Raw genomic sequence first — 23,309 nt, forward strand, 5'->3', positions numbered from 1 at the left:
GCCAACGGAGCGGAAGATGAACGCGCGCAAGCAAGCTGTTCTGGACGCAATTGATGCGGCCAACTCACATGACCCCAAGTTAGAAGACGGCCAGCCAGCCGAGCTTTTGTATGGTCAGCGCATGAGCGCCGAGTTGGACCGATTGTTCCCGGATGCATCCGACCCACTGCAGATCGCCGCGCGGGGTCAGCACGTGGAGCGTTGGAAACTGGCGCGTAGCGAGTATCCCGAAGGTCGCGCCGGATACCTTGCCTGGCGCAAGGCGCAGGGCGTCCATCACGCTGACGTCGTAACGGGCTTGATGGAACAGAACGGCTACGACGCCGACGACATCGAAGCCGCCGATCGTATGCTGCGCAAACAGGGCATCAAGCGCGACGATGAGGTTCAGGCGCTTGAAGACGTGATCTGTTTTGTTTTCCTTAAATGGTATTTCGCTCCGTTCGCCGAAAAGCACTCAGCCGAGAAAATCCAGAGCATCGTCGAAAAGACTGCCCGCAAAATGTCAGCCGACGGCCGGGCGCGGGTTTTGTCCGAATTCGACCTGCCCGACCATCTGGCCATCGCGTTTCAAGACTGAGACGCGCGGGCCATATGCCGCCGATAGACCTCGATCATCCAGCCCAGCATGACGGCGTTCAGGATATGCCACATGAAATGCGTGCCCAATGGGATTTGTCCGCAAATCGGTTCGTCCAGCGCGCGAAAGGTGATCGAGGCGATCAGGATCACCGCTCCGATGGCCAGACCACGGGCGGTGTCCGGCACCCGGTGGCGCAGCAAAAACGCATAGATCAGGATCAGCAGCGGTACCGGCGCATAGGCCGCTGATCCACCCAGACCGGGCACAAATTCAAACAGTGGCACCGTCGCTGCGGCATAGGGAATGAACAGCGCCGCCACGAACCCGGCCGTCAGCGGCCGCATGTGCCAGACGTCCCGGTTGATCGCGAAGATATAGACCAGAATGTACAGCAGGATCGGCAGAACGTCCGCCATCGCCGCCCAGGCCTGCGCGTGGGTATGGAACAGGTAACTGCCGACCCCGATGGCGGCGAGAATGAATACCAGCAGCATCGCCAAAGGCATCCCATGCCCGCGCACACGCCGCCACATGACAAAAGCCGCGATCAGAAACGCGGCGTTTGTCACTGCATTTATCGGCTCGGCCCAATAGGCGGGCGACAAGCGCTCGCAATAGCCATCAATTTCCTGAAACCAGTCCATGAACTTTTACATATCCGATGTTAGGTTAAAGCCAACACTTTGTTCGGGAGGACTATTTCATGGATATCATTTGGCTGGGTCACGGCAGCTTTCGCATCGAAACCGGAGGCCAGGTTCTGCTGATCGACCCCTGGCTGACAGGCAACCCAGTCTTGTCCGAGGACCAGCACGATGCCGCCCTTGAAGGCGCGACACATATTCTGTTGACACATACGCATTTCGATCATGTCGCAGATGTCGTCTCGCTGGCCAAACATCTGAACGTTCCGGTGGTCGGTCAATACGACCTGATGGGGTATTGGAGCGAGGCCGAGGGGCTAGAAACCATCGGTTATAACAAAGGCGGAACCGTGAACCTGAACGGGATCAAAGTGTCGATGGTCCCGGCCTCGCACAGCTCGACCTTTTCCACGCCGGACGGGCTGCGCACCGGCGGCAGCGAAGTCGGGTTCATGATCGCCTCGGAAGGGCACATGCTCTATGTCTCGGGCGATACCGACATCATGGCTGATATGGATTGGATGGGGGACTACTACAAACCCGATATCGGCATCCTGTCTGCCGGCGGGCACTTCACGATGGACATGAAAGGCGCGGCGTATGCGGCCAAGCGGTACTTCAACTTCAAGACCGTGATTCCCTGCCACTACAAGACCTTTCCGGTTCTGGAACAATCGGCTCAGGCCCTGATTGACGGTTTGCCGGGTGTGGAGGTCATTGAGCCGGCAGTGATGACGCCGATACGGCTATAAGATATAGTCAAAGTCGTATTTCGAACCAAAATCTTCAAAGAATGGATGATCGCATTGCCACATCTCCGGAATTGGAGGCCATATTACAAAGGTGGGTCTCGGCATTTGGCGCGCGTGATACAGATGTCGTCGTCAATCTGTTTTCAAAGTCCAGTGCTCTGACATATCTGGGATCAGCGGACGACGAGTTCTGGATCGGAGACGCGCTTCGGACCGGGTACAAAGCCTATATCGAGGACGTCCCGAAATTCGTTATCAACGAGTCCAGCATCGTCGCGCATGAAATTGGCTCGGTCGGATGGGCTGTCTGGCGCGCCAAGGTCTACGCGCCGGAAACAGACAAGGCGGTGAATTTTCGTATTTCCTTTGTATTCATTCTTGAAGACGCCGTGTGGCGCATTGTTCAGATCCACAATTCCAATCCCGTTTCGAATATTGAAGCGATGGGGTTCGAATCCAAAAGCTTCGACGACCTGTTGCTGGGCGTGGATCAGGAAGAACTGCAGCAAAGCCCTTCGGGCATAGCGTCGATCATGTTCACCGACATCGCCGACAGCTCGGCCATCGCACAGGCGATCGGTGATCAACTCTGGAACCGGGCCGTCAGGTGTCACTTGGAAAAAGTCGAAGCGCAGATCGATCAAACAGGTGGGAAAATGATAAAATCGCTGGGCGACGGGACAATGTCCGTGTTCCCAACTGCCCGTAGTGCGCTTGAGGCAGCCCAGTCGATCCAGCAAAAATTGCATTCCGACAAAATCGAACCGCGCCTTCGGGCCAGAATCGGCATTCACACAGGCGATGTTCTGGAGACCGACGGGGACTATTTTGGAACGGTGGTAAACAAAGCGGCGCGGATCGCATCTCTGTGCGCCCCGGATGAGATTCGTGTGTCTGACGCCACCAGGATAATGGTTGGAAGCGGAAAACAGTTCTCGTTTTCCGATGCCGCAACGGTCCCGCTGAAAGGCCTGAAGGGAGACCACAAGATCTACAGGCTTGACTGGCAGAAGTGACACCGCTGCACGGCGCCAAGTTCAGGTCGCCCGCCGCTCGGCAAAGAAAGATTTCAGCAGACTTTCGGATTCGCTTGCCGAGAGGCCGTCGTAAACCTCGGGCACATGATGGGCTTGCGGATGCGAAAACACGCGCGCGCCATGAGCCACACCACCAGATTTTGGATCGGAGGCCCCGTAATAAATGCGACGGATACGTGCCGCCGCCAAAGCCGCCGCACACATCGCGCAGGGTTCCAACGTCACATAAAGATCGTGATCAGGCAGACGCTCGGACCCGACTTCGGCGCAGGCCGCTCGCAGTACCAGAATTTCGGCATGGGCGGTGGGATCATTCAGCTCTCGCGTACGATTACCGTCGGCAGATACGACCCTGCCGTCGGCCGAGACGATGACCGCACCCACCGGAACTTCGCCGCGATCCGCCGCCGCGCGCGCCTGTTCCAGCGCGAGTTTCATATGAGATCTGAACTCCATGCCCCTGACTGCCTCAGAAACCAGTCTTTCGCAAGCGGGCGGGATGCGCTATGGCCAGCGGATGAGCAACACCCCTCCTCCCGGCGACCGGATCGCCAAAGTCCTTGCCCGCGCAGGCGTTGCCTCGCGCCGGGAAGCCGAACGCATGATCGAAGCCGGTCGTGTGAGTGTGAATGGCAAGACTATCGACAGCCCCGCGCTGAACGTCACTGCCAAGGACAGGATCACCGTCGACGGCAAACCGGTGTCGGAACCGGAACCTTCGCGCCTTTGGCTGTATCACAAGCCGTCCGGTCTGGTGACAACGACGCGCGACGAAAAGGGCCGCGCGACGATTTTCGACAACCTGCCCGAGGACATGCCCCGCGTCATGAGCGTTGGTCGATTGGACCTGAACTCGGAAGGATTGCTGCTGCTGACCAACGACGGAGGCATCAAGCGCAAGCTTGAACTGCCCGCGACAGGCTGGCTGCGGAAGTACCGCGTGCGAGTGAATGGCCGCCCCAAGGACGAGGATTTCGAACCCTTGCGCAAGGGACTGGTGATTGAGGGCGAACGCTTTCAGCCGATGACCGTCACGCTGGACCGCCAGCAAGGAGCAAACGCCTGGCTTACTATCGGTCTGCGCGAAGGCAAGAACCGCGAAATCCGCCGCGCAATGGAAGACATCGGCTTTGCCGTGAACCGTCTTTTGCGCGTGTCCTATGGCCCCTTTCAGTTGGGAAATCTAAAGCCCGGAGAGGTAGAGGAAATTCGCCGCCGGGTCATGCGGGATCAATTGGGGCTGGACGCCGAACCCGACCCCCCGGCCAAACGACCCGTCCGCCCCCAGAGAAAACGGCCTCCGATCGGCAAGAAACCTCGCAAGTGACGCAGGTTAGGCAACCTTCCCCCTAGCGCCATCGCCTCTCATGGCCTAGATTTCCCTCAGGGGCATCATTGGGGGGCGCCATGTCCGGGACCGGAGTGCAAAAACTGGCCTATATCGTGCTGCTAGCGCTTATGTTGGGCGTGTGCACCGGCGTGCTTGGAGGCTTGTGAGCACATGGCCAAACGCTATGGTGGAAAATTCAGCCCCCAGGGCGACCCGTCGGATCAACCTCCGCGCGGCCAGTATGACGGCGCACGTGTCGAACCGGCCGGGGCACGCGCAAACCTGTTGTTTCTTCCTGCCGTTCCGCTGGTGTTTCTGTCATTGAACGACGGTGCAGTGGGAATGACGATCGGACTGATTGCGGCCGGTGTTCTGACCGCAGCCGCCTTCCTGCTGCGCGAGGGGTTGCGGGCCGAGTCCGCCTATCACGCCCGACGCACAGCTCGACGTCCGGCTTTTCCCAGAAAGATATTCTCCAGCCTGTTGACCGGGCTTGGGATCGGCCTGGCCGCCTATCGCACCGAGTTTCTGGACGCTGCGACAGCGTCCGAGGCCAGTCTGATCGCCCCGATCCTGTTTGGAGTTGTGGCGACCGTCCTGCACTCCGTCTCCTTCGGATTTGACCCGATGAAAGACAAGGGGATGGAAGGCATCGACACCTTTCAGCAAGACCGCGTCGCCCGTGTGGTCGAGGACGCCGAAACCCATTTGTCCGAAATGACGGATGCCGTTAAACGTGCCGGCGACCGCAGGATCGAAGCGCGTGTGGAACGGTTTCAGGATACCGCACGCGACCTTTTCCGCACGGTCGAAGAAGATCCGCGTGACTTGGCAGGAGCACGAAAGTACCTGACGGTTTACCTTCAGGGTGCACGTGACGCGACAATCAAGTTCGCAGATGTTTATTCCCGCACCCGCGATGCAGAGGCTCTGGCAGACTTCTCGTCTTTGCTGGATGACCTTGAACAGAATTTCGCGGCACGTACCCGCAAAATGCTTTTGGATGACCGCAGCGATCTGACGGTCGAGATTGATGTGTTGCGCGAAAGACTGCAACGCGAAGGCGTCCGGTTGGACTGACCGGCCATCATTTGAGAGAGGATTATCCCCATGTCCGATGACATCAAGAACAAGGCGGTCGAAGCTGAAACGCTGGTGCAGGAGGTAACGGCCGTTGCCCTGCCAGACCCCACGGCCGAGGTCGTCTCGCTTGAGGAAGCCGACGAACCTGTTGGCGCTGAAATCCGTAAGCGGATGGCAGAGATCGACATGGAGAACACCAACTCCATCGTTTCCTTTGGGTCCTCTGCACAGGCAGAGCTGCAGGAAATCAGTCAAGCCATGCTGGCGGACGTGCGCAACAAGGATGTGGGCCCCGCCGGTGACAGCTTGCGCAACATCGTGACCACGATCCGCGGGTTTTCGGTCAGCGAACTGGATGTCCGGCGCGAGCGCAGCTGGTGGGAGAAACTGATCGGCAAAGCGGCGCCTTTTGCCAAGTTCACCGCGCAATATGAAGAGGTTCAGGGTCAGATCGACCGGATCACCGACGACCTGTTGTCACACGAACATACGCTGCTGAAAGACATTAAGTCTTTGGATTTGCTCTACGAAAAGACGCTGGGTTTCTATGATGAACTCGCGCTGTACATCGCTGCAGGCGAGGAAAAGCTGACCGAACTGGACAGCCATGATATCCCCGAAAAAGAGGCCGAAGTTCAGGCCGCGCCTGAGGATGAGCAAGTCATGAAAGCACAGGAACTGCGCGACCTGCGCGCTGCGCGCGATGATCTGGAGCGTCGGGTGCATGACCTGAAACTGACCCGCCAGGTGACGATGCAGTCGCTGCCCTCGATCCGGCTGGTGCAGGAAAATGATAAGTCGCTGGTGACCAAGATCAACTCGACACTCGTCAACACAGTGCCTCTGTGGGAGACGCAGTTGGCACAGGCGGTCACCATTCAGCGCAGTGCCGAGGCAGCCTCTGCCGTACGTGACGCAAATGACCTGACGAATGAGTTGCTTACGTCCAACGCTGCCAATCTGCGTCAGTCGAACAAGATGATCCGCGAAGAAATGGAACGCGGCGTCTTTGATATCGAAGCGGTCAAACAGGCCAACGCCGACCTCATCGGAACGATCAACGAAAGTCTGGCGATTGCTGACGAAGGCAAGGCCAAGCGCGCTGCCGCCGAGCAAGAGCTGCAGAAGATGGAAGCCGAACTGCGCGACACGCTGGCCGCTGCCAAGGCCCGCAAGGACGGGGTCGGCGACAACGCTGGAACTGCGGTTTCGAGCTAAAGGCAGGCTGGGCGTGCGATTTTCGAGTGCACTTAAACCCGCGTTGGCGCTTGTATCGCTGCTGGCTTTGGCCAATTGCGATGAGGCACTGACGTCATCCGTTGTTCCGGAACAGCGTCCTGTCGCACCTGCGCCTGAGCCAAACGCTTATGTCCCGCCGTCAGCCGCCAGTCAGGATTTGACGCGGTTTTATGAACGGGTCGAACGTGACTTGCTGACAAGAGGACTGTTACGCACAGACGGAGGTGGTCCGGACACCCCCTACGACGCAGACGATCTGGCCCGAAATTTTGAGGCGATTGCCTTTTACAGCGAATACCCCGACCATGCGGTGGCCGTTGCGTCCCGCCAAACGGACGGGCAGCTGAGCCGTTGGGCGGGGCCTGTGCGGGTCCAAACCGAATTTGGCCCTTCTGTCCTGCCGGCCACCCGCACGCAGGACGTGGCCGAGGTGGAATCGTATTCCGCAAGACTGGCCAGAGTGACAGGGCACCCGATTTCGGTGGTCAGCCGACGGGCTAATTTTTATGTCTTCTTTGCGGGCAAGGACGATAGCGTCTACGTGGTTAGCCGGTTGAAACAGTTGATCCCGAATATCAGCCAGGATTCTCTGGATCTTGTGGCAAACCCGCGCTCCGACATCGATTGCTTTGTTTTTGCTCTGGGCAACAGCTCGGCCCCAAATAAATACGTTCGGGCCGTGACCCTGATCCGGTCTGAACTGCCAGATCTGCTGCGTCGCAGTTGCATTCACGAGGAGATAGCTCAGGGGTTGGGGCTGTCCAACGACAGCCCGGCTGCACGTCCGTCGATCTTCAACGACGATGACGAGTTTGCGCTGCTGACCAGCCATGACGAAAAACTACTGACAATGTTGTACGATCCGCGCTTGGAAACCGGTGTTTCGGTCGACAACGCCCGCCCCGTGGTGCGGATCATTGCACGTGAACTGATGGGCCAGCCGCTCTGAGCCCCGGAAGAGGAGAACCCCAATGGGCATTTTCGATTTTCTGACCGGAGAATTCATCGACGTCATCCACTGGGTCGACGACACCCGCGATACCATGGTCTGGCGCTTCGAACGTGAGGGCCACGCGATCAAATACGGCGCCAAGCTGACTGTGCGCGAAGGTCAGGCTGCGGTCTTTGTCCATGAAGGGCAACTGGCGGACGTTTTCACGCCGGGTCTCTATATGCTTGAGACCAACAACATGCCGATCCTGACGACGCTGCAGCACTGGGACCACGGGTTTCAGTCGCCGTTCAAATCCGAGATCTATTTCGTCAACACGACCCGTTTCAACGATCTGAAATGGGGCACCAAGAACCCGATCATGCTGCGGGACCCCGAATTTGGGCCTACTCGCATCCGCGCCTTCGGCACCTATACGGTCAAGGTCAAGGATCCCGCGAAGTTCCTGATCGAAATCGTCGGCACAGATGGCGAATTCACCATGGATGAGATCAGCTTTCAGATCCGCAACATCATCGTGCAGGAGTTCAGCCGCGTAATCGCAGGTTCTGGTATCCCGGTTCTGGACATGGCGGCCAACACCGCCGATCTGGGCAAGCTGATCGCCGCCGAAGTCTCGCCAGTGCTGGAAGGCTATGGGCTGGAGATGCCCGAGTTCTATATCGAGAATATCTCTCTGCCGCCCGCCGTCGAGGCCGCGCTGGACAAGCGCACCTCAATGGGGCTGGCTGGCGATCTGGGCAAGTTCACGCAATATTCCGCAGCCGAAGCGATGACCGCCGCTGCCAATAACCCCGGTCAGGGGGGTGGCATGGGTGCCGGACTTGGCATGGGTATGGGCATGGCGATGGCGCAGCAGATGTCGAACATGGCAGCGGGTCAACCGAGCGGCCCGTGGGGAGCGCCCGCCCCCGCTGCCCCGCAACCACCAGCGCATGCGGCACCGCCTCCCCCTCCCCCGGTCGAGCATGTCTGGCATATCGCGGTGGATGGACAAACCAGCGGCCCGTTCTCGAAGGCAAAGATGGGGCGCATGGCGACCGAGGGCGAGATCACGCGCGATACCCATGTCTGGACCGCCGGTCAGGATGGCTGGAAGAAGGCCGGGGACGTGCGGGAACTGGCCCAACTGTTCACGATCCTGCCTCCGCCTCCGCCGGGTGCCTGATTTTGGCATAAATGGATGACCAAGGCTCAGCAATGACCGACGAACACCGCTTTCCCTGCGATCAATGCGGCGCGGATTACCGGTTCAACCCCGGCGATGGCACGCTGACCTGCGACCATTGCGGGCATTCGGAAACTATCGGTACCAGCCCATGGGGCGGCGCCAGTTTGAAAGAGCTGGATTTCAATGCAGCGCTGCAAGACAAGCTGCCCGAAGGTGAAATTGAAGAAACCCGCGTTCTGTCCTGTCCGAACTGCGCGGCTCAGGTAGAATTCGACCCAAACACCCACGCGGCGGAATGCCCGTTCTGCGCTACGCCCGTTGTCACTGAAACTGGCGTTAATCGGCATATAAAACCCAAGGGCGTTCTGCCCTTTGCATTGGACGAGCGTTCGGCCCACAAGGCGATGTCGGATTGGCTTGGCAAGCTTTGGTTCGCGCCGAACGGTTTGAAGGAATATGCCCGCAAGGGCCGCAAGATGCAGGGGATATATGTCCCCTACTGGACCTTCGATGCGGATACGCAGTCCAGCTATCAGGGCGAACGTGGCACGGTTTATTACGAAACCCGAACGGTCATGCGCGACGGCAAGCCAATGCAGCAGCGTGTGGCCAAAGTGCGGTGGTCCCCAAAATCCGGCCGGGTTGCGCGGTTTTTTGATGATGTGCTGGTGCTGGCATCTCGGTCCTTACCCAAAAGCTATACGGACGCGTTGGAGCCGTGGGATTTGGCTGCGCTGGAACCATATCAGCCCGAATACCTGGCAGGGTTCCGGGCTGAGGCTTACACAGTTGAGTTGCAGGACGGATACGCCGAGGCCCGTGGGCACATGGCTCGCGTGATCGAACGGGACGTGCGGTTTGATATCGGTGGTGACAGGCAACGTATTCATGCGATCGACACAGATGTGCGGAACGTGACTTTCAAGCATGTCTTGTTGCCTGTCTGGATGGCTGCATACAAATATCGCGGCGCAACTTATCGTTTTGTTGTGAATGGCAGAACAGGTCGAGTTCAGGGTGAGCGCCCGTGGTCCGCAATCAAAATCACCATCGCAGTGGTTCTTGGACTGTTGGTCGCGGCGGGTGTTGGCTATCTTATGGCTACCGGTCAGCAGTAAACACTGTTTCCGTTTAAACGCTTGAACATCCCGGAACCTCACGTCATCCTCCGCCTCGTCAACACGAAGGGGAGGACAGCATGACGCCATCAGATCTGGATCGATTGCTGACCGAGCGGCATTCCTGTCGCGCTTTTCGCCCTGACCCCGTGCCGAAGGCCCAGATCGAGCAGATTTTGACCTGCGCATCGCGTGCGCCAAGCTGGTGCAATGCGCAGCCTTGGAACATCGTGATTACCAGTGGTAGCGAGACCGACGTGTTCCGAAAGGCATTGCAGAATGAGGTCGCGATCGGCGCTCCAGAACCGGACTTGCCGTTCCCGACTGCGTATAATGGCGTCTATCAGGCGCGTCGACGCGAATGCGGCTGGGCGCTGTATGAGGCCGTTGGCGTCGAACGCGGCGACCGGACAGGCTCAACCAGGCAAATGCTTGAAAACTTCAACCTTTTCGGCGCCCCCCATTGCGCAATCGTCTCAAGCCCTAAAGACCTCGGGTCTTATGGTGCAATGGATTGCGGTGGGTTTGTCATGGCCTTCACGCTGGCAGCACAAGCCTTGGGCATTGCCACGATCCCTCAGGCCGCTGTGGCCAGCTATGGCAAATTCCTGCACCGGTATTTCGGCATTCCAGACGACCGTTTGATATTGTGCGCAATATCTTTCGGTTACTCAGATGCAGACCATCCGGCGAATGGGTTTCGGACCAGCCGCGCTGATCTGGGCGAGATTGCCAGCTGGCTGGGTTAATCATGTCATCAAACGGAGAACAAATTTGCGCGCAGTTTTACAAAGGGTGTCTCGGGCCAACGTCTCGGTCGGCGGAAACCAGATCGGGCAAACTGGCCCAGGCTTGATGATCCTGGTCTGCGCCATGCAGGGTGACGACGAACACAAGGCCGACCAACTTGCGGCCAAGGTCTCAAAACTGCGAATTTTCAAGGATGATGCCGGAAAGATGAACCTATCTGTCGTAGATGTCGGCGGCTCGGCTTTGGTGATCAGTCAGTTTACACTCGCCGCCGATACCTCTCGCGGGAACAGACCCGGCTTTTCCGAAGCAGCCCCCCCGGATCAGGGCAAGCACCTTTACGAGGTGTTTTCGCAGCGGCTGCAGGACAAAGGCGTACCGGTCGAAACCGGTGAGTTCGGGGCTGATATGGCAGTGGAATTGGTCAATGACGGGCCGGTTACGATTTGGGTGGAAAGTTGATGGATCAAAGGCAACAGGCAATCCGCATCTGGCAAGCCGGGGTAAACGCGGTTGACGGACAGAGGGCCACGAAGGCTGTTCTGGACGACATCCCGGCACCGGACCAAATCCTGGCAGTCGGTAAAGCGGCAGCAGCCATGGCCCGCGCGGCATTGGAACATTTTGGGCCACGCCCGACACTGGTCGTGACCAAGGACGATCATGGCCGCGACTTGCCGGAAAACGTGGAAGTGATCGAAGCCTCCCACCCTGTGCCCGACGTGCGCAGCCTCGACGGTGGCCGCGCCCTGCGCGAGACGATTGAGGCCATGCCACCCGGTTCGCACGTTTTGCTGCTGGTGTCGGGCGGTGCATCCTCGCTGGCTGAGGATTTGCTTCCGGAAAAAACTCTGGCCGATCTGGAACATTTGAACAAACGGCTTCTGGCCGAGGGTCTGGACATCACTGCGATGAATGCGGAACGCCGCAAGCTGTCGCGGATCAAGGGCGGCGGGCTTCTGTCACATTTTGGGGGGGCAAAAGCGACCGTTCTGGCGATTTCAGACGTTCCGGGTGATGATCTGAATGTCATCGGGTCCGGCATTGGTGCTCTACCTGAAACACATGAGTTTGAGGCGACGACCCAGATCGTCGCGTCCAACGCTCATGCGCGCTCTGCCGCGGTCGATCTTGCACGCGCCCAAGGTTTTCAGGTGCTGGCTGATGAAGAGTGCTTGCACGATGATGTCAAGCGGGTCGCCACGGCGCTGGGGCAACGGCTACGAGACATGGAACCCGGCGCCATGGTTTTCGGCGGTGAACCAACAGTGGTCCTGCCGGACAACCCGGGTCGCGGTGGACGCAACCAAGCACTTGCGCTGGCGCTGGCCCGTGAAATCGCCGGAGTTTCGGAGCTGACCGTGGTCGTCGGTGGAACTGATGGTACCGATGGCCCGACCAATGCAGCCGGAGCGGTGGTTGACGGTGCGACCTGGGGCGATGGAGCCGAGCGTGCCCTGCAACGTGCTGACAGCGGTAGTTTTCTGGACGCTGCTGGCGCATTGTTGGTTACAGGACCCACCGGAACGAATGTGATGGACCTTGTTGTCGCATTAAGGCGTTGATTTGACGATTTTCACGCATACCAAAGCGAAAAAGACCGAGACACTCTTAGAATGACGCGCTCGCCCAATTCGCTATGCGATATCGAAGATTTACCGGATGTCGGCATAGTGATGCCGGATGGGTGTCAACTTTCAGCACGCGTCTGGCGCCCGGTTGACGCCGACGAAAATCCCGTTCCGGCCATTCTTGAGTTCCTCCCCTACCGCAAACGTGACGGCACGGCGCCGCGCGATGCTCTGACCCATCCCTGGTTTGCCAAACGCGGCTATGCCTGCATTCGCGTAGACATGCGCGGTAATGGCGACAGCGAAGGGATGATGGAGGATGAATATACCCAGCAAGAGCTGGATGATGCCGTGTCGACAATTCGATGGCTGGCCGAACAGACGTGGTGTTCCGGGGCGGTTGGCATGATGGGAATCAGTTGGGGTGGTTTCAACGCGCTGCAGGTTGCGGCCCTTCAACCGGCCCCATTGAAAGCAATCATTACACTGTGTTCAACGGCCGACCGATATGCGGACGACATCCACTATAAGGGCGGTTGTCTGCTGAACGAAAATCTAGGCTGGGGCGCGACCATGTGGTCCTATTCGTCCCGAGCCCCCGATCCGGCGCTGCGCCCGAACTGGCGTGAGCTGTGGCTTGAGCGTCTTGAAAACGAACCCTTCCTGCCGTCGGTCTGGCTGCGCCATCAGACACGGGATGCCTATTGGCAACATGGCTCGATCTGCGAAGACTTCAGCGCGATCCGCGCGGCGACCCTGGCCGTTGGCGGTTGGGGCGATGCCTATAAGAACACTGTGCCGTCGTTGGTTGAACAGCTTGATGCCCCGGTGAAGGGTATCGTCGGCCCGTGGGTCCATAAGTATCCGCACTTTGCTGTTCCCGAACCACGAATCGGTTTCTTGCAAGAAGCGCTGCGCTGGTGGGATCACTGGTTGAAAGGTTTGGACACGGGCGTTGAGAACGATCCCGACTATCGAGCCTATCTGATGGACGGGGTCCGCCCGCAGCGGTGGTATGCAGAAAGACCCGGGCGCTGGATTGCCGAACAGACTGGGGCAACGTCACATCTGGCCGACCTAAAACTGGCCCTGTCGGATGACAGGCTTGGCCGGGATGGATCACTGAACAGGCGCGTACGCTCCCCCCAGACCTGCGGAATGGACGGAGGGGAGTATTGCGCCATTTGGCTGGGTCCTGACATGCCGGGGGATCAGCGCGCAGACGATGCGTTGTCCGCTTGTTTCGATGGTTCGCCTTTGTCCGAAGATTTGGACATCGTTGGCGCGCCACGCATTCGGTTGAAGGTCAGCGCTGACCGGCCACAGGCGCAGATCGCGGTGCGGCTGAACCACGTCCACCCGGACGGCGCAGCGACCCGGATTACCTATGGCGTCTTGAACCTGTCGCATCGTGGCGGTCACGCGAATCCAACTCCGCTGGAGCCCGGAAAACCTTATGAAGTTACACTGAACCTGGATCACATCGCCTATCGCGTTCCCAAAGGGCATCGCCTGCGCGTTGCGGTTTCCAGCGCGTACTGGCCATTGATCTGGCCTTCGCCAAAACCTGTCGAGTTACATTTGACGAGCGGCGAGATTTCGATCCCCAACCGGGCGACACCGGGCGGAGACGAGCATGTGTTCCAACCGCCCGAATCCGAAACCCCGCGCGAGGCCACGACATTGCGCGACAGCAGCAATTCGCGGCGTGTGGAAACCGATATGAACTCGGGTGAAACCAGTCTTGTCATCGAAGACGACTTTGGTCTTGTCACTGACGACCACCACGGTTTGACCCATGGCGGGACTGCATATGAACGCTGGACCATTCATCCGGATGACCCGCTATCCGCCCGAGGGTATTGCCACTGGACGCAGGAAATCAGCCGGGACGGAATTGACCTGCACACCGAAACGTCCTGTGAAATGTGGTCCGACCGGGACAACTTTTATTTGCAGGCGAAAATAAGTGCCTTTGAAAACGGAACTTTGGTATTTTCCAAGCAAACGGAGGACACCGTTCAACGCAACCAGATGTGATATTTTGGTTGGCAAAGGTCAGACATTTGTCCTTGCTCGGCAGACCGAAATGCGCCTACCTTGACTCATGCGTCAATAAAAAAGTCCGACAAGGGCTGTAATCCAATCAACTGGGAGACCAATAAATGAACGAACAACTCACTCACATGGCCGGTCAGGTCACAGCGGGCAAACTCACCCGTCGCGAATTCATGGGGAAAGCTGCGGCTCTGGGTGTGTCGGCGGCGATGGCCAGCACCATGTTTGCCGATGCAGCGCGTGCGGCTGGCCCCAAAAAGGGCGGCGACCTGAAGTTCGGCTTGCAGGGTGGTGAATCAACCAACTCGCTGGACCCGGCAACTTACGCAAGCTCGGTTCCTTTCCAGAACGGTAAACAGTTCGGGGACCAGCTTGTGGAGGTTGCACCCGACGGGTCGATCGAACCGCGCCTCGCGGAAGCCGTCGAAGGCAGCGCGGACGCCAAGGTCTGGACGTTCAAGCTGCGCCAGGGCGTCGAGTTCCACAACGGCAAAACCATGACCAGCGAAGACGTGCTGAAGACCATGCAACGCCACTCGAACGAAGACTCCAAGTCCGGTGCCCTGGGCATCATGAAGGGCATTGAGTCGATGAAGGCCGATGGCGACAACTTCCAAGTCACTCTGACTGAACCGAACGCTGACCTTCCCTATCTGATGGCCGATTACCACCTGATCATTCAACCGGACGGCGGCATGGACGATCCGGGTGCGGGTATCGGCACTGGACCATACAAGGTAGAAGTAAACGAGCCCGGTGTACGTCACCTCTACACAAAGTTTGAAAACCACTGGAACCCCGATTTCGGCAACTTCGACAGTGTCGAAGTGATCGTCATTAACGATGCGACCGCGCGTACTGCCGCACTGCAATCTGGTCAGGTTCACGCGATCAACCGCGTTGAACCAAAGGTTGCCGATCTGCTGGGCCGCGCACCGAACCTGACTGTGCATTCGACTGCAGGTCGCGGGCACTACGTGTTCATCATGCACTGCGACACCGCGCCGTTCGACAACAACGAACTACGTCTGGCGCTGAAACACGCAATCAACCGTCAGGACTTGGTCGACAAGGTTCTGCGCGGGTACGGCACGATTGGCAACGACATGCCAATCAATGCGGCATACCCGCTATTTGACGGCTCAATCCCGCAGCGCGAGTTCAGCCTTGAAAAAGCGGCGGAGCATTACCAGAAGTCGGGTCATGACGGGTCGCCGATCATCCTGCGTGTGGCAGATGGTGCCTTCCCAGGTGCTGTGGATGCCGCAGCTCTGTTCCAGCAAAGCGCCGCTCAGGCCGGTATCCCGCTGGAGATCAAACGTGAGCCCAACGACGGTTACTGGTCCGAAGTCTGGAACGTTCAGCCATTCTGCGCCTCCTATTGGGGCGGCCGTCCGGTGCAAGACCAGATGTACGCGACCGCGTACCTGTCGACTGCCGACTGGAACGACACCCGCTTCAAGATTCCGGAATTCGACGAAATGCTGTTCGCGGCACGCGCCGAACTGGACAACGACAAACGTAAGGACATCTACAGCAAGATGGGCATGATGGTCCGCGATCAGGGTGGTCTGATCTGCCCGATGTTCAACGACTTTGTCGAGGGCGTCACCAATCAGCTCGAAGGTTGGGAGAGCGACCCGACCCAAGAGATGATGAATGGCAACATGTCCCGCAAAATGTGGTTCTCCTGATAGGGCCCACAGTTAATGCATCCAATCATCAAACTGGTTTCCCAGCGCCTTGCGCTGGGACTCCTTCTTCTCTTCGGTGCATCGGCTCTGATTTTCGGCCTCACTGAAGCCCTGCCCGGGGACGCTGCGCAAGCGGTCCTGGGTCAAGCTGCAACCCCCGAGGCGCTGGCAAACCTGCGCGAGGAAATGGGCCTCAACCGTCCCGCTTTGACCCGCTATTTCGAATGGCTGGGCGGCATTCTGCAGGGCGATCTGGGTCAGTCACTGACCAACAAACTGGATATTGCAGACTCGATCGGCAATCGTCTGGGCAACACTCTGTTTCTGGCGTTCTGGGCCGCTGTCGTATCGGTTCCGCTTGCCATCTTTCTCGGCCTTCTGGCCGTCCGCTATCGCAATCGCTGGCCGGACAAGCTGATTTCAGCTGTTACCCTGACCACGATTTCCATACCCGAATTCCTGATCGGTTACGTTCTGGTCTATTTCATTGCCGTTAAGCTGGGCATGTTCTCGCCTCTTGCGATGATCAACGACAGCATGTCCTTCGGGCAAAAGCTGAACTCGATCGCTTTGCCGGTCATCGTGCTGACGCTGGTCGTTCTGGCGCATATGATGCGCATGACCCGCGCCGCAATTCTGAACGTGATGCAGTCGGCCTATGTGGAAACGGCCGAACTGAAAGGTCTGAGCAATTTTCAGGTCATTTACCGCCATGCTTTCCCCAACGCGGTCGCGCCCATCGTTAACGTAGTGATGCTGAACCTGGCCTATCTGGTCGTTGGCGTCGTCGTGGTTGAGGTGGTGTTCGTCTATCCCGGCATGGGGCAGTATCTGGTTGATCACGTGACCAAACGTGACGTGCCGGTGGTGCTGGCTTGCGGCGTGATCTTCGCCGCCATCTATATCGGACTGAACATGATTGCGGACATCGTTGCCATTCTGGCCAACCCAAGGCTGAGGCATCCGAAATGAAGAATATCCCAATCTCTGCAATGATCGGGCTGGCATTCACAGCCCTGTACTTCATCATCGCGATTTTTGCGCCTCTGCTGGCCCCATACGGCATGGCCGAAGTCGTTGGCGATGTGTGGGAGCCGTCCAGCTCGCAATTTTGGCTGGGCACTGACAACATTGGCCGCGACCTTCTCAGCCGCATGATCTATGGCGGGCGCACGACGATCTTTATTGCCACTGCTGCCACCATCCTTAGCTTTGTAACAGGTTCGATCCTTGGGTTTCTGGCCGCCGTTCTTGGCGGATGGGCGGATCAGGTCATGTCCCGTGCGGTGGACCTTATCATGTCGATCCCGACGCTGATCTTCGCGCTGGTCGTTCTGGCTATGGTGCCTGTCACCGTGCCCGTCCTGATCATCGTCATGGGTTTGCTGGACTCAACTCGCGTTTATCGTCTGGCTCGTGCTGTGGCCGTGGATATCGCCGTGATGGACTATGTCGAAGCCGCAAAGCTGCGTGGCGAAGGACAATCGTGGATCATCTTCCGGGAAATCCTGCCCAACGCATTGTCGCCGCTGGTCGCTGAACTTGGCCTGCGGTTCATCTTCATGGTTCTGTTTGTCTCAACTCTGTCGTTCTTGGGTCTGGGCGTTCAGCCGCCGCTGGCGGACTGGGGCGGCATCGTGAAGGAAAACAAGGACGGTATCGTTTATGGGATCGGCGCGGCTCTGTACCCCGCAGTGGCCATCGCGACGCTGGCCATCTCGGTCAATCTTGTGGCTGACTGGGTTCTGAACCGTACCACATCGCTGAAAGGAGGCCGGGGATGAGTGATACCCTTCTCAAGGTCCGCGACCTCAAAATCGGCGCGACCGTCTACCCGCCAGGTGAAAAACCCCATGACATCGAAATCGTGCACGGGGTCAGCTTTGACCTCGAGCGCGGCAAGGTGCTGGGTTTGATCGGTGAATCCGGTGCAGGCAAGTCTACCATCGGTCTGGCTTCGATGGCTTATGGCCGAGGTGGTGTGAAAATCACCGGCGGCGAGGTTTGGGTCAATGGGCGCGATATCCTCAAGACGTCGCACAGAGATATCCGAAAACTGCGCGGAGGTGAGGTTACGTACGTGTCTCAATCCGCTGCTGCGTCTTTCAACCCGGCCAAGAAGATCATGGATCAGGTGATCGAGGCTGCGGTTGAACAGAAGAAGTTCAGCCGCAAAGAGGCCGAGGGGCGCGCACGCGAACTGTTCGCCAAGCTGGGTCTGCCCGATCCGGACAATATCGGTGATCGCTATCCGCACCAGGTCTCGGGTGGGCAGCTGCAGCGCTGCATGACCGCGCTGGCGCTATGTCCGGAACCCGATCTGGTGGTGTTCGACGAACCCACCACGGCGCTGGACGTGACCACCCAGATCGACGTTCTGATGGCGATCAAAGAGGCCATTGCCGATACCGGCGTTGCAGCGCTCTACATCACGCACGACCTTGCTGTTGTGGCTCAGGTGAGCGACGACATCATGGTTCTTCGGATGGGGAACACGGTCGAATACGGTCACACCGATCAGATCATCAACAACCCGCAAGAAGAGTACACGCAAGCGCTGGTCTCGGTCCGCTCGATCGAACACGAAGAAAAGAAGCCCACACCAGAACCGGTGCTCAGCGTGGACGGCATCACCGCACGCTACAAGGGACTGAATTTCGACGTGCTTCACAACGTCAATGTCGAGCTTCATCCGGGGCAGACGCTGGCGGTTGTGGGCGAATCCGGCTCGGGCAAATCGACGCTGGCGCGTGTGATCACCGGTCTGCTGCCGCCGCGCGATGGTGAGATTACCTTCGCCGGGCGCAAGCTCAGTGGTGATCTGAAAGGCCGATCCCGCGAAGACCTGCGAGAGTTGCAGATGATTTACCAGATGGCTGACGTGGCGATGAACCCGCGTCAGACCGTTGGTACGATCATAGGGCGACCGCTGGAGTTCTACTTCAACATGCGTGGTGCTGAGAAGCGCAAGCGGATCATTGAGCTGCTGGATGAGATCGAGTTGGGCGAAAAGTTCATCGACCGCTATCCGGCCGAACTGTCCGGTGGTCAGAAACAGCGTGTCTGCATCGCCCGGTCTCTGGCGGCCAAGCCCAAGATGATCATCTGCGATGAGGTCACCTCGGCGCTTGATCCATTGGTTGCGGACGGCATCCTGAAGCTGCTGCTGGACCTGCAAAAGATCGAGGACGTGGCCTATCTGTTCATCACCCACGATCTGGCGACGGTCCGCGCGATCAGCGACAGCATCGCGGTGATGTATCAGGGCCGCGTGGTTCGCTATGGTTCGAAAAGCGAGGTGCTGAGCCCGCCGTTCGACGACTATACCGACCTGCTGCTCAGCTCGGTTCCCGAAATGCATCTGGGCTGGCTGGAAGAGGTCGTCGCCCATCGCAAAATGGAGAGCGCGGGCAACTGATCGCTTCGTGACAATTCGATGAAGAATCAAAATCCCGGCACCTTGTTCGATGACAGGTGTCGGGATTTTGCTATTGGGGGCGCGAACGGGCAGACCCCTGATCGCGAATCCCCTAGGGTCGCCAGAAATATCTAGTCAAAAGGCCAATGACATGGACCGCAAACTACTCCTCATCATCCTGGATGGTGTTCCGTGGCGCAATTTTCGGCGCCTGTTTGGCAATCTCGAAGGCTGGGTTGACAGCGGCGAAGCGCGGGTCTGGAAACTGCGCGCTGTTCTGCCGTCTACATCGGCCAGTTGCTATGCCTCGATCCACACCGGCGTCACTCCCCAGGAGCACGGCTGTACCGGCAACGGCAACGTCTTTCGACTGAGCCACAAGGACGTCTTCAGCCAGGTGCGTGAAGCTGGTGGTGTTACTGGCGCGGTAACGCACAGCTATTGGTCGCAATTCTTCAACCGCCATCCTTTCGACTACGTCCGCGACATTGAATATGACGAGCCCGACAGCGCGACCATCAACCACGGTCGGTTCCACAGCATGACCGGCTACGGCAAGGCCAATCAGATGACCCCTTCAGACGTCGACCTGTTCGGCACGCTGACCAACCTGTGTCTTCGTTTTGGGCTGGATTACGGTATTCTGCACACGTGCACGCTGGACAGTATGGGGCACCGGTTCTTCCATGATTGTGAAGAGATGGACCATGCCTGCTTTGTCATGGACGAGATGCTGGCCCCCTTCATTCCGCGCTGGCGGCAGTTAGGCTATGAGGTCATCGTGACCGCCGACCACGGGCAGGACGAGCGCGGCCACCACGGCGGACGCGGCCCGCTGCAACAGGAAACGGCGCTGTATTACTTCGGAGATGCAGTAGGTCCCGAGGTCGACACAGTGATCGACCAGCTACAGCTTGCGCCTACAATCTTGAACCGCATGGGCGCACCCATTGCCGAGACCATGAAAGCCGCGCCTTTCCTGAAATGACGGGTTAATCGTAGGGCCAGATCTGCTGGCCTAACGCCTCAATGGCGACTGAGATCCGCTCAAAACTGTCTGCCGCGCGTTTCACAGAAATACGCGCGCGCAGATAACCGTGGACGAGGCCTGGTTCGTTGATCCAATGCGCCTGTCCGCCCGCAGCGGCGATGTGGTCGCAATAGCTGGGTCCGTCATCACGCAGCGGGTCGCAATCGGCGGTGACGACTACGGTCGGCGGAAGCCCCGAGAAGTCAACGTCGTGCAGCGGTGCAAAGGTCGGGTCGTCTTTCGGAACATTGCCGCCGCATCGCACTTTTTCGTAGAAAAGGATCTCATCCAGCGTCAAAAGCGGTGCGTGTGCGTGTTCGATATACGAACCCTTCGTGCTGTCGCCACCCAAACCGGGGTAAATCAGAACCTGCCCCAGCACGTTTTTTAGTTGTCCTCGGCCATGATGCGCCACGGCGGCGGCTAGATTGCCCCCAGCGCTGTCGCCTGCAAGGACGATTGGATCGCCGAATTCCTCGACCACCCACTTCGTCGCAGTCCAGCTGTCCTGAAACTGCGCGGGATGGACATGCTCCGGACACAGGCGGTAATCCACGGCGACGACCCGATACCCGGTCTGCGCGCAGATCTCTGCGCAGACGTCATCGTGGCTGTTCAGACCGCCAACAACAAATCCACCACCGTGGAAATAGATGACGGTTCGCGTTGGCTGGCCCGCGATGTAGACGCGGACAGGCACGCCATTTGCCTGCCTGTCCTCAGTTTCTACCCCTTGTGGGCGGGGCTGGCGAAAGTCCGCACACATCGTGTCATACACACGACGCTGATCCTCGATCGAAAGATCGACCGCATTATCCGGATAGCTTTCAGCCGTTCGTTTTATGAACGCCCAAGTTTCTTCATCAATCAGACGTTCATAATCCATGTTCCCTCCCAGTCAGGCAGCCCACTCCCATGGCCGGGTGAACGATCCCAGCACCTTGCTGACATCGTCCTCCGAGGAACCCTTCGCGTCAAGCTGTGCAACAAGCCCGCGCTTCTTATCGTCGATGACCAGCACCACCCGCGCGTCAAGACCCGCCTCTTCCAGCGCGCCATTGTAGATGCGCGTGATCGCCTGTTTGCGAAGCTCTGGCTTAAAGACCTTACCGACGGCGGTCTTGGGCAGCTCGTCTAGAATGGTCATATGCTTGGGTTGCGCCGCTCGTTCGTGAACATGCACGCCGCAATAGTCCATCAGTTCCTTCTCGGTCACCGAAGCGCCCTCGACCAGTTCGACAAAGGCGCAAGGCACCTCGCCCGAGTAGGCGTCGGGCTGACCGATAGCACCGGCAAAGGCCACGGCGTCGTGCCCCAGCAGGGCCTCTTCGATCTCGGCCGGGTCGATGTTGTGACCTCCACGGATGATCAGGTCCTTGGCGCGGCCAGTGATCCAAAGATAGCCGTCCTCGTCAAACCGCCCCAGATCGCCCGTGCGCAGGTACTTGTCGAAGTGGTACAGATCGACGTTCTTATCCGCTTCGGTATAGGTATTGCCCGCGTAGACGCCGGGGTTCGAGATGCAGATCTCACCGATCTCATCCGCGGCGCATTCTACTGGACCGTCCGGGCCATCCTGCAGAATTTTCACGTCCGTATAGGGGAACGGAATACCGATCGAGCCGATCTTCTTTTCCCCGTCCACCGGGTTGCAGGACACCAGACAGGTGGCTTCGGTCAGGCCATAGCCTTCCACGATGGTCACGCCTGTTGCTTCTTCAAATCGCCGGAACAATTCGACTGGCAAAGGCGCCGAGCCGGAGAATGCCGTCTTCACGCTTGAGATATCCGCATCCACCGGGCGCTGCATCTTGGCCGCAATCGCCGTGGGAACGGTGATGATGAAAGTCACCTTCCAGCGTTCGATCAGCTTCCAGAAATTGTCGAACACGCCGTCGCCGCGATATCCCGCCGGTGTCGGGAAGACCACATGTGCGCCGGACGACACCGCGGCCATCATGATCACATGCACCGCAAACACGTGGAACATGGGCAGCGGGCACATGATCACGTCTTCTTCCGAGAACAGCAGCGTGTGGCCGAGCCAGCCATTGTAGATCAGGCCCGAGTATTTGTGCTGCGCAACCTTCGGCATGCCGGTCGTACCGCCAGTGTGGAAATAGCAGGCAACGCGATCTTCTTTGCTGTCCTCAAACGTCAAAGTCGTCGGCTGCTTGGCCAATTCCTTGTTGAAGTTCTTGTAGTCCGCATGCGCCAGATGTTCCTTGTCGCCCATTTTGGGACGCAGGAACGGCACCAGCCAGGATTTTGGCGGCGTCAGATAGCGGTTGAGGTCAATCTCGAGGATGGTTTTGACATTTGGCGCATGGCGAACCGCCTCTTCGACCTTTTGCGCCACATCCGTTTTGGGGAACGACTTGAGCGTAACGACCACTTTGGCGCCGGTTTCGCGCAGAATTGCGGCGATCTGTTCAGGTTCCAGCAGCGGGTTGATCGGGTTCACGATGCCAGCAACCGCACCACCCATCAAAGTAACCAGCGTCTCGTTACAGTTGGGCAGCACGTAGGCCACCACATCCTTTTCACCGATGCCCAATGACCGGAACAGGTTCGCGGCCTGATTGACCTTGCCCAACAGTTGCGACCAAGTCAGAGTTTCGGCCTTGTCCGTCGGGCCCGACAACAATTGAAAGCTGACCGCATTACTGTTCGGAAACTTGCTGGCCGTACGCGACAGCAACTGATGGAAGGTGACCGGAACATCCCGATCCTCCCACGACATTTCCTGCTCAATTCTTGCCTTGTCTTCCAAACCCACAAAGGCCATGTGGCTCCTCCCTTTTATTCTCCCACGTCTTGCGCGGTTTTTTCCATGACAAGATGGAAGCAAAACCCCGCAACTGCAAGCGACGGGTTAG

22 protein-coding genes are annotated in these 23,309 nt (G+C 58.4%); 18 read left to right on the plus strand and 4 right to left on the minus strand.

Features of this window, described 5'->3' with window-relative positions; all coding sequences use genetic code 11:
• The first annotated feature begins 16 nt into the window (after positions 1-16).
• Positions 17-580 (plus strand): DUF4202 domain-containing protein, encoded by a 564-nt coding sequence (locus tag ACR0AA_RS04280; RefSeq protein ID WP_480662405.1) that lies wholly within the window; start codon positions 17-19, stop codon positions 578-580.
• Here ACR0AA_RS04280 and ACR0AA_RS04285 read toward each other — a convergent pair.
• Entirely contained in the window at positions 571-1,227 is a 657-nt protein-coding gene (locus tag ACR0AA_RS04285) for a ceramidase domain-containing protein (protein ID WP_480662403.1), read from the minus strand. The genes ACR0AA_RS04280 and ACR0AA_RS04285 overlap by 10 nt on opposite strands.
• 59 nt (positions 1,228-1,286) lie before the next feature.
• Between ACR0AA_RS04285 and ACR0AA_RS04290 the strand changes: the two genes are divergently transcribed.
• The gene (locus ACR0AA_RS04290) at positions 1,287-1,979 is read left to right on the plus strand and encodes a metal-dependent hydrolase (protein WP_480662401.1); all 693 of its coding nucleotides are present in this window, start codon (positions 1,287-1,289) and stop codon (positions 1,977-1,979) included.
• Between the two features lie 41 nt (positions 1,980-2,020).
• The gene (locus ACR0AA_RS04295; protein ID WP_480755505.1) at positions 2,021-2,995 is read left to right on the plus strand and encodes an adenylate/guanylate cyclase domain-containing protein; all 975 of its coding nucleotides are present in this window, start codon (positions 2,021-2,023) and stop codon (positions 2,993-2,995) included.
• 21 nt (positions 2,996-3,016) lie between these two features.
• Here the strand turns inward: ACR0AA_RS04295 and ACR0AA_RS04300 are convergent, their stop codons facing one another.
• Positions 3,017-3,472, minus strand: a complete 456-nt coding sequence (locus ACR0AA_RS04300) for a nucleoside deaminase (RefSeq protein WP_480755506.1) — start codon at positions 3,470-3,472, stop codon at positions 3,017-3,019.
• Between ACR0AA_RS04300 and ACR0AA_RS04305 the strand changes: the two genes are divergently transcribed.
• The 15 genes from ACR0AA_RS04305 to ACR0AA_RS04375 all read left to right on the plus strand — a co-directional run bounded on the left by ACR0AA_RS04305 (position 3,471) and on the right by ACR0AA_RS04375 (position 20,388).
• Positions 3,471-4,343 (plus strand): pseudouridine synthase, encoded by an 873-nt coding sequence (locus tag ACR0AA_RS04305; RefSeq protein ID WP_480755507.1) that lies wholly within the window; start codon positions 3,471-3,473, stop codon positions 4,341-4,343. The genes ACR0AA_RS04300 and ACR0AA_RS04305 overlap by 2 nt on opposite strands.
• Positions 4,344-4,517: 174 nt before the next feature.
• Positions 4,518-5,426, plus strand: coding sequence for a 5-bromo-4-chloroindolyl phosphate hydrolysis family protein (locus ACR0AA_RS04310; RefSeq protein ID WP_480755508.1), 909 nt, complete (start codon positions 4,518-4,520; stop codon positions 5,424-5,426).
• A gap of 30 nt (positions 5,427-5,456) precedes the next feature.
• Positions 5,457-6,647, plus strand: a complete 1,191-nt coding sequence (locus tag ACR0AA_RS04315; RefSeq protein ID WP_480662391.1) for a toxic anion resistance protein — start codon at positions 5,457-5,459, stop codon at positions 6,645-6,647.
• Positions 6,648-6,660: 13 nt separating this feature from the next.
• Positions 6,661-7,617, plus strand: a complete 957-nt coding sequence (locus tag ACR0AA_RS04320; RefSeq protein ID WP_480755509.1) for a DUF2927 domain-containing protein — start codon at positions 6,661-6,663, stop codon at positions 7,615-7,617.
• A gap of 22 nt (positions 7,618-7,639) precedes the next feature.
• Positions 7,640-8,788, plus strand: a complete 1,149-nt coding sequence (locus ACR0AA_RS04325; protein ID WP_480755510.1) for an SPFH domain-containing protein — start codon at positions 7,640-7,642, stop codon at positions 8,786-8,788.
• Positions 8,789-8,820: 32 nt separating this feature from the next.
• Positions 8,821-9,909, plus strand: coding sequence for a TFIIB-type zinc finger domain-containing protein (locus ACR0AA_RS04330; protein ID WP_480662386.1), 1,089 nt, complete (start codon positions 8,821-8,823; stop codon positions 9,907-9,909).
• Between the two features lie 80 nt (positions 9,910-9,989).
• Entirely contained in the window at positions 9,990-10,658 is a 669-nt protein-coding gene (locus ACR0AA_RS04335) for a nitroreductase (protein ID WP_480662384.1), read from the plus strand.
• A 25-nt stretch (positions 10,659-10,683) separates the two neighbouring features.
• Complete coding sequence (gene dtd / locus ACR0AA_RS04340; protein ID WP_480662382.1) at positions 10,684-11,121, plus strand: D-aminoacyl-tRNA deacylase; 438 nt, start codon at positions 10,684-10,686, stop codon at positions 11,119-11,121.
• Positions 11,121-12,224 (plus strand): glycerate kinase type-2 family protein, encoded by a 1,104-nt coding sequence (locus tag ACR0AA_RS04345; RefSeq protein ID WP_480662380.1) that lies wholly within the window; start codon positions 11,121-11,123, stop codon positions 12,222-12,224. The genes dtd and ACR0AA_RS04345 overlap by 1 nt, the downstream gene beginning before the upstream one ends.
• Positions 12,225-12,275: 51 nt before the next feature.
• Entirely contained in the window at positions 12,276-14,270 is a 1,995-nt protein-coding gene (locus tag ACR0AA_RS04350) for a CocE/NonD family hydrolase (protein ID WP_480755511.1), read from the plus strand.
• Between the two features lie 125 nt (positions 14,271-14,395).
• Positions 14,396-15,982 (plus strand): ABC transporter substrate-binding protein, encoded by a 1,587-nt coding sequence (locus tag ACR0AA_RS04355; protein WP_480662376.1) that lies wholly within the window; start codon positions 14,396-14,398, stop codon positions 15,980-15,982.
• A gap of 15 nt (positions 15,983-15,997) precedes the next feature.
• Positions 15,998-16,954, plus strand: a complete 957-nt coding sequence (locus ACR0AA_RS04360) for an ABC transporter permease (RefSeq protein ID WP_480662374.1) — start codon at positions 15,998-16,000, stop codon at positions 16,952-16,954.
• Complete coding sequence (locus ACR0AA_RS04365; protein ID WP_480662373.1) at positions 16,951-17,766, plus strand: ABC transporter permease; 816 nt, start codon at positions 16,951-16,953, stop codon at positions 17,764-17,766. The genes ACR0AA_RS04360 and ACR0AA_RS04365 overlap by 4 nt, the downstream gene beginning before the upstream one ends.
• On the plus strand, positions 17,763-19,400 hold the full coding sequence (locus ACR0AA_RS04370; RefSeq protein ID WP_480662371.1) for an ABC transporter ATP-binding protein: 1,638 nt from the start codon (positions 17,763-17,765) through the stop codon (positions 19,398-19,400). Before ACR0AA_RS04365 ends, ACR0AA_RS04370 begins: the two co-directional genes overlap by 4 nt.
• A 151-nt stretch (positions 19,401-19,551) precedes the next feature.
• Positions 19,552-20,388 carry an alkaline phosphatase family protein gene (locus tag ACR0AA_RS04375; RefSeq protein WP_480755512.1) on the plus strand — a complete coding sequence of 279 codons (837 nt, stop codon included), beginning with the start codon at positions 19,552-19,554 and terminating at the stop codon, positions 20,386-20,388.
• Positions 20,389-20,392: 4 nt separating this feature from the next.
• On the opposite strand, the gene ACR0AA_RS04380 is transcribed toward ACR0AA_RS04375, so the two are convergent.
• A complete protein-coding gene (locus ACR0AA_RS04380; RefSeq protein ID WP_480755513.1) occupies positions 20,393-21,316 on the minus strand; it encodes an alpha/beta hydrolase in 924 nt (307 codons plus the stop codon).
• Between the two features lie 12 nt (positions 21,317-21,328).
• Entirely contained in the window at positions 21,329-23,218 is a 1,890-nt protein-coding gene (locus ACR0AA_RS04385; protein WP_480755514.1) for an acyl-CoA synthetase, read from the minus strand.
• Positions 23,219-23,309: the final 91 nt, after the last annotated feature.

The sequence above is a fragment of the Ruegeria sp. CE8 genome (assembly GCF_056537465.1).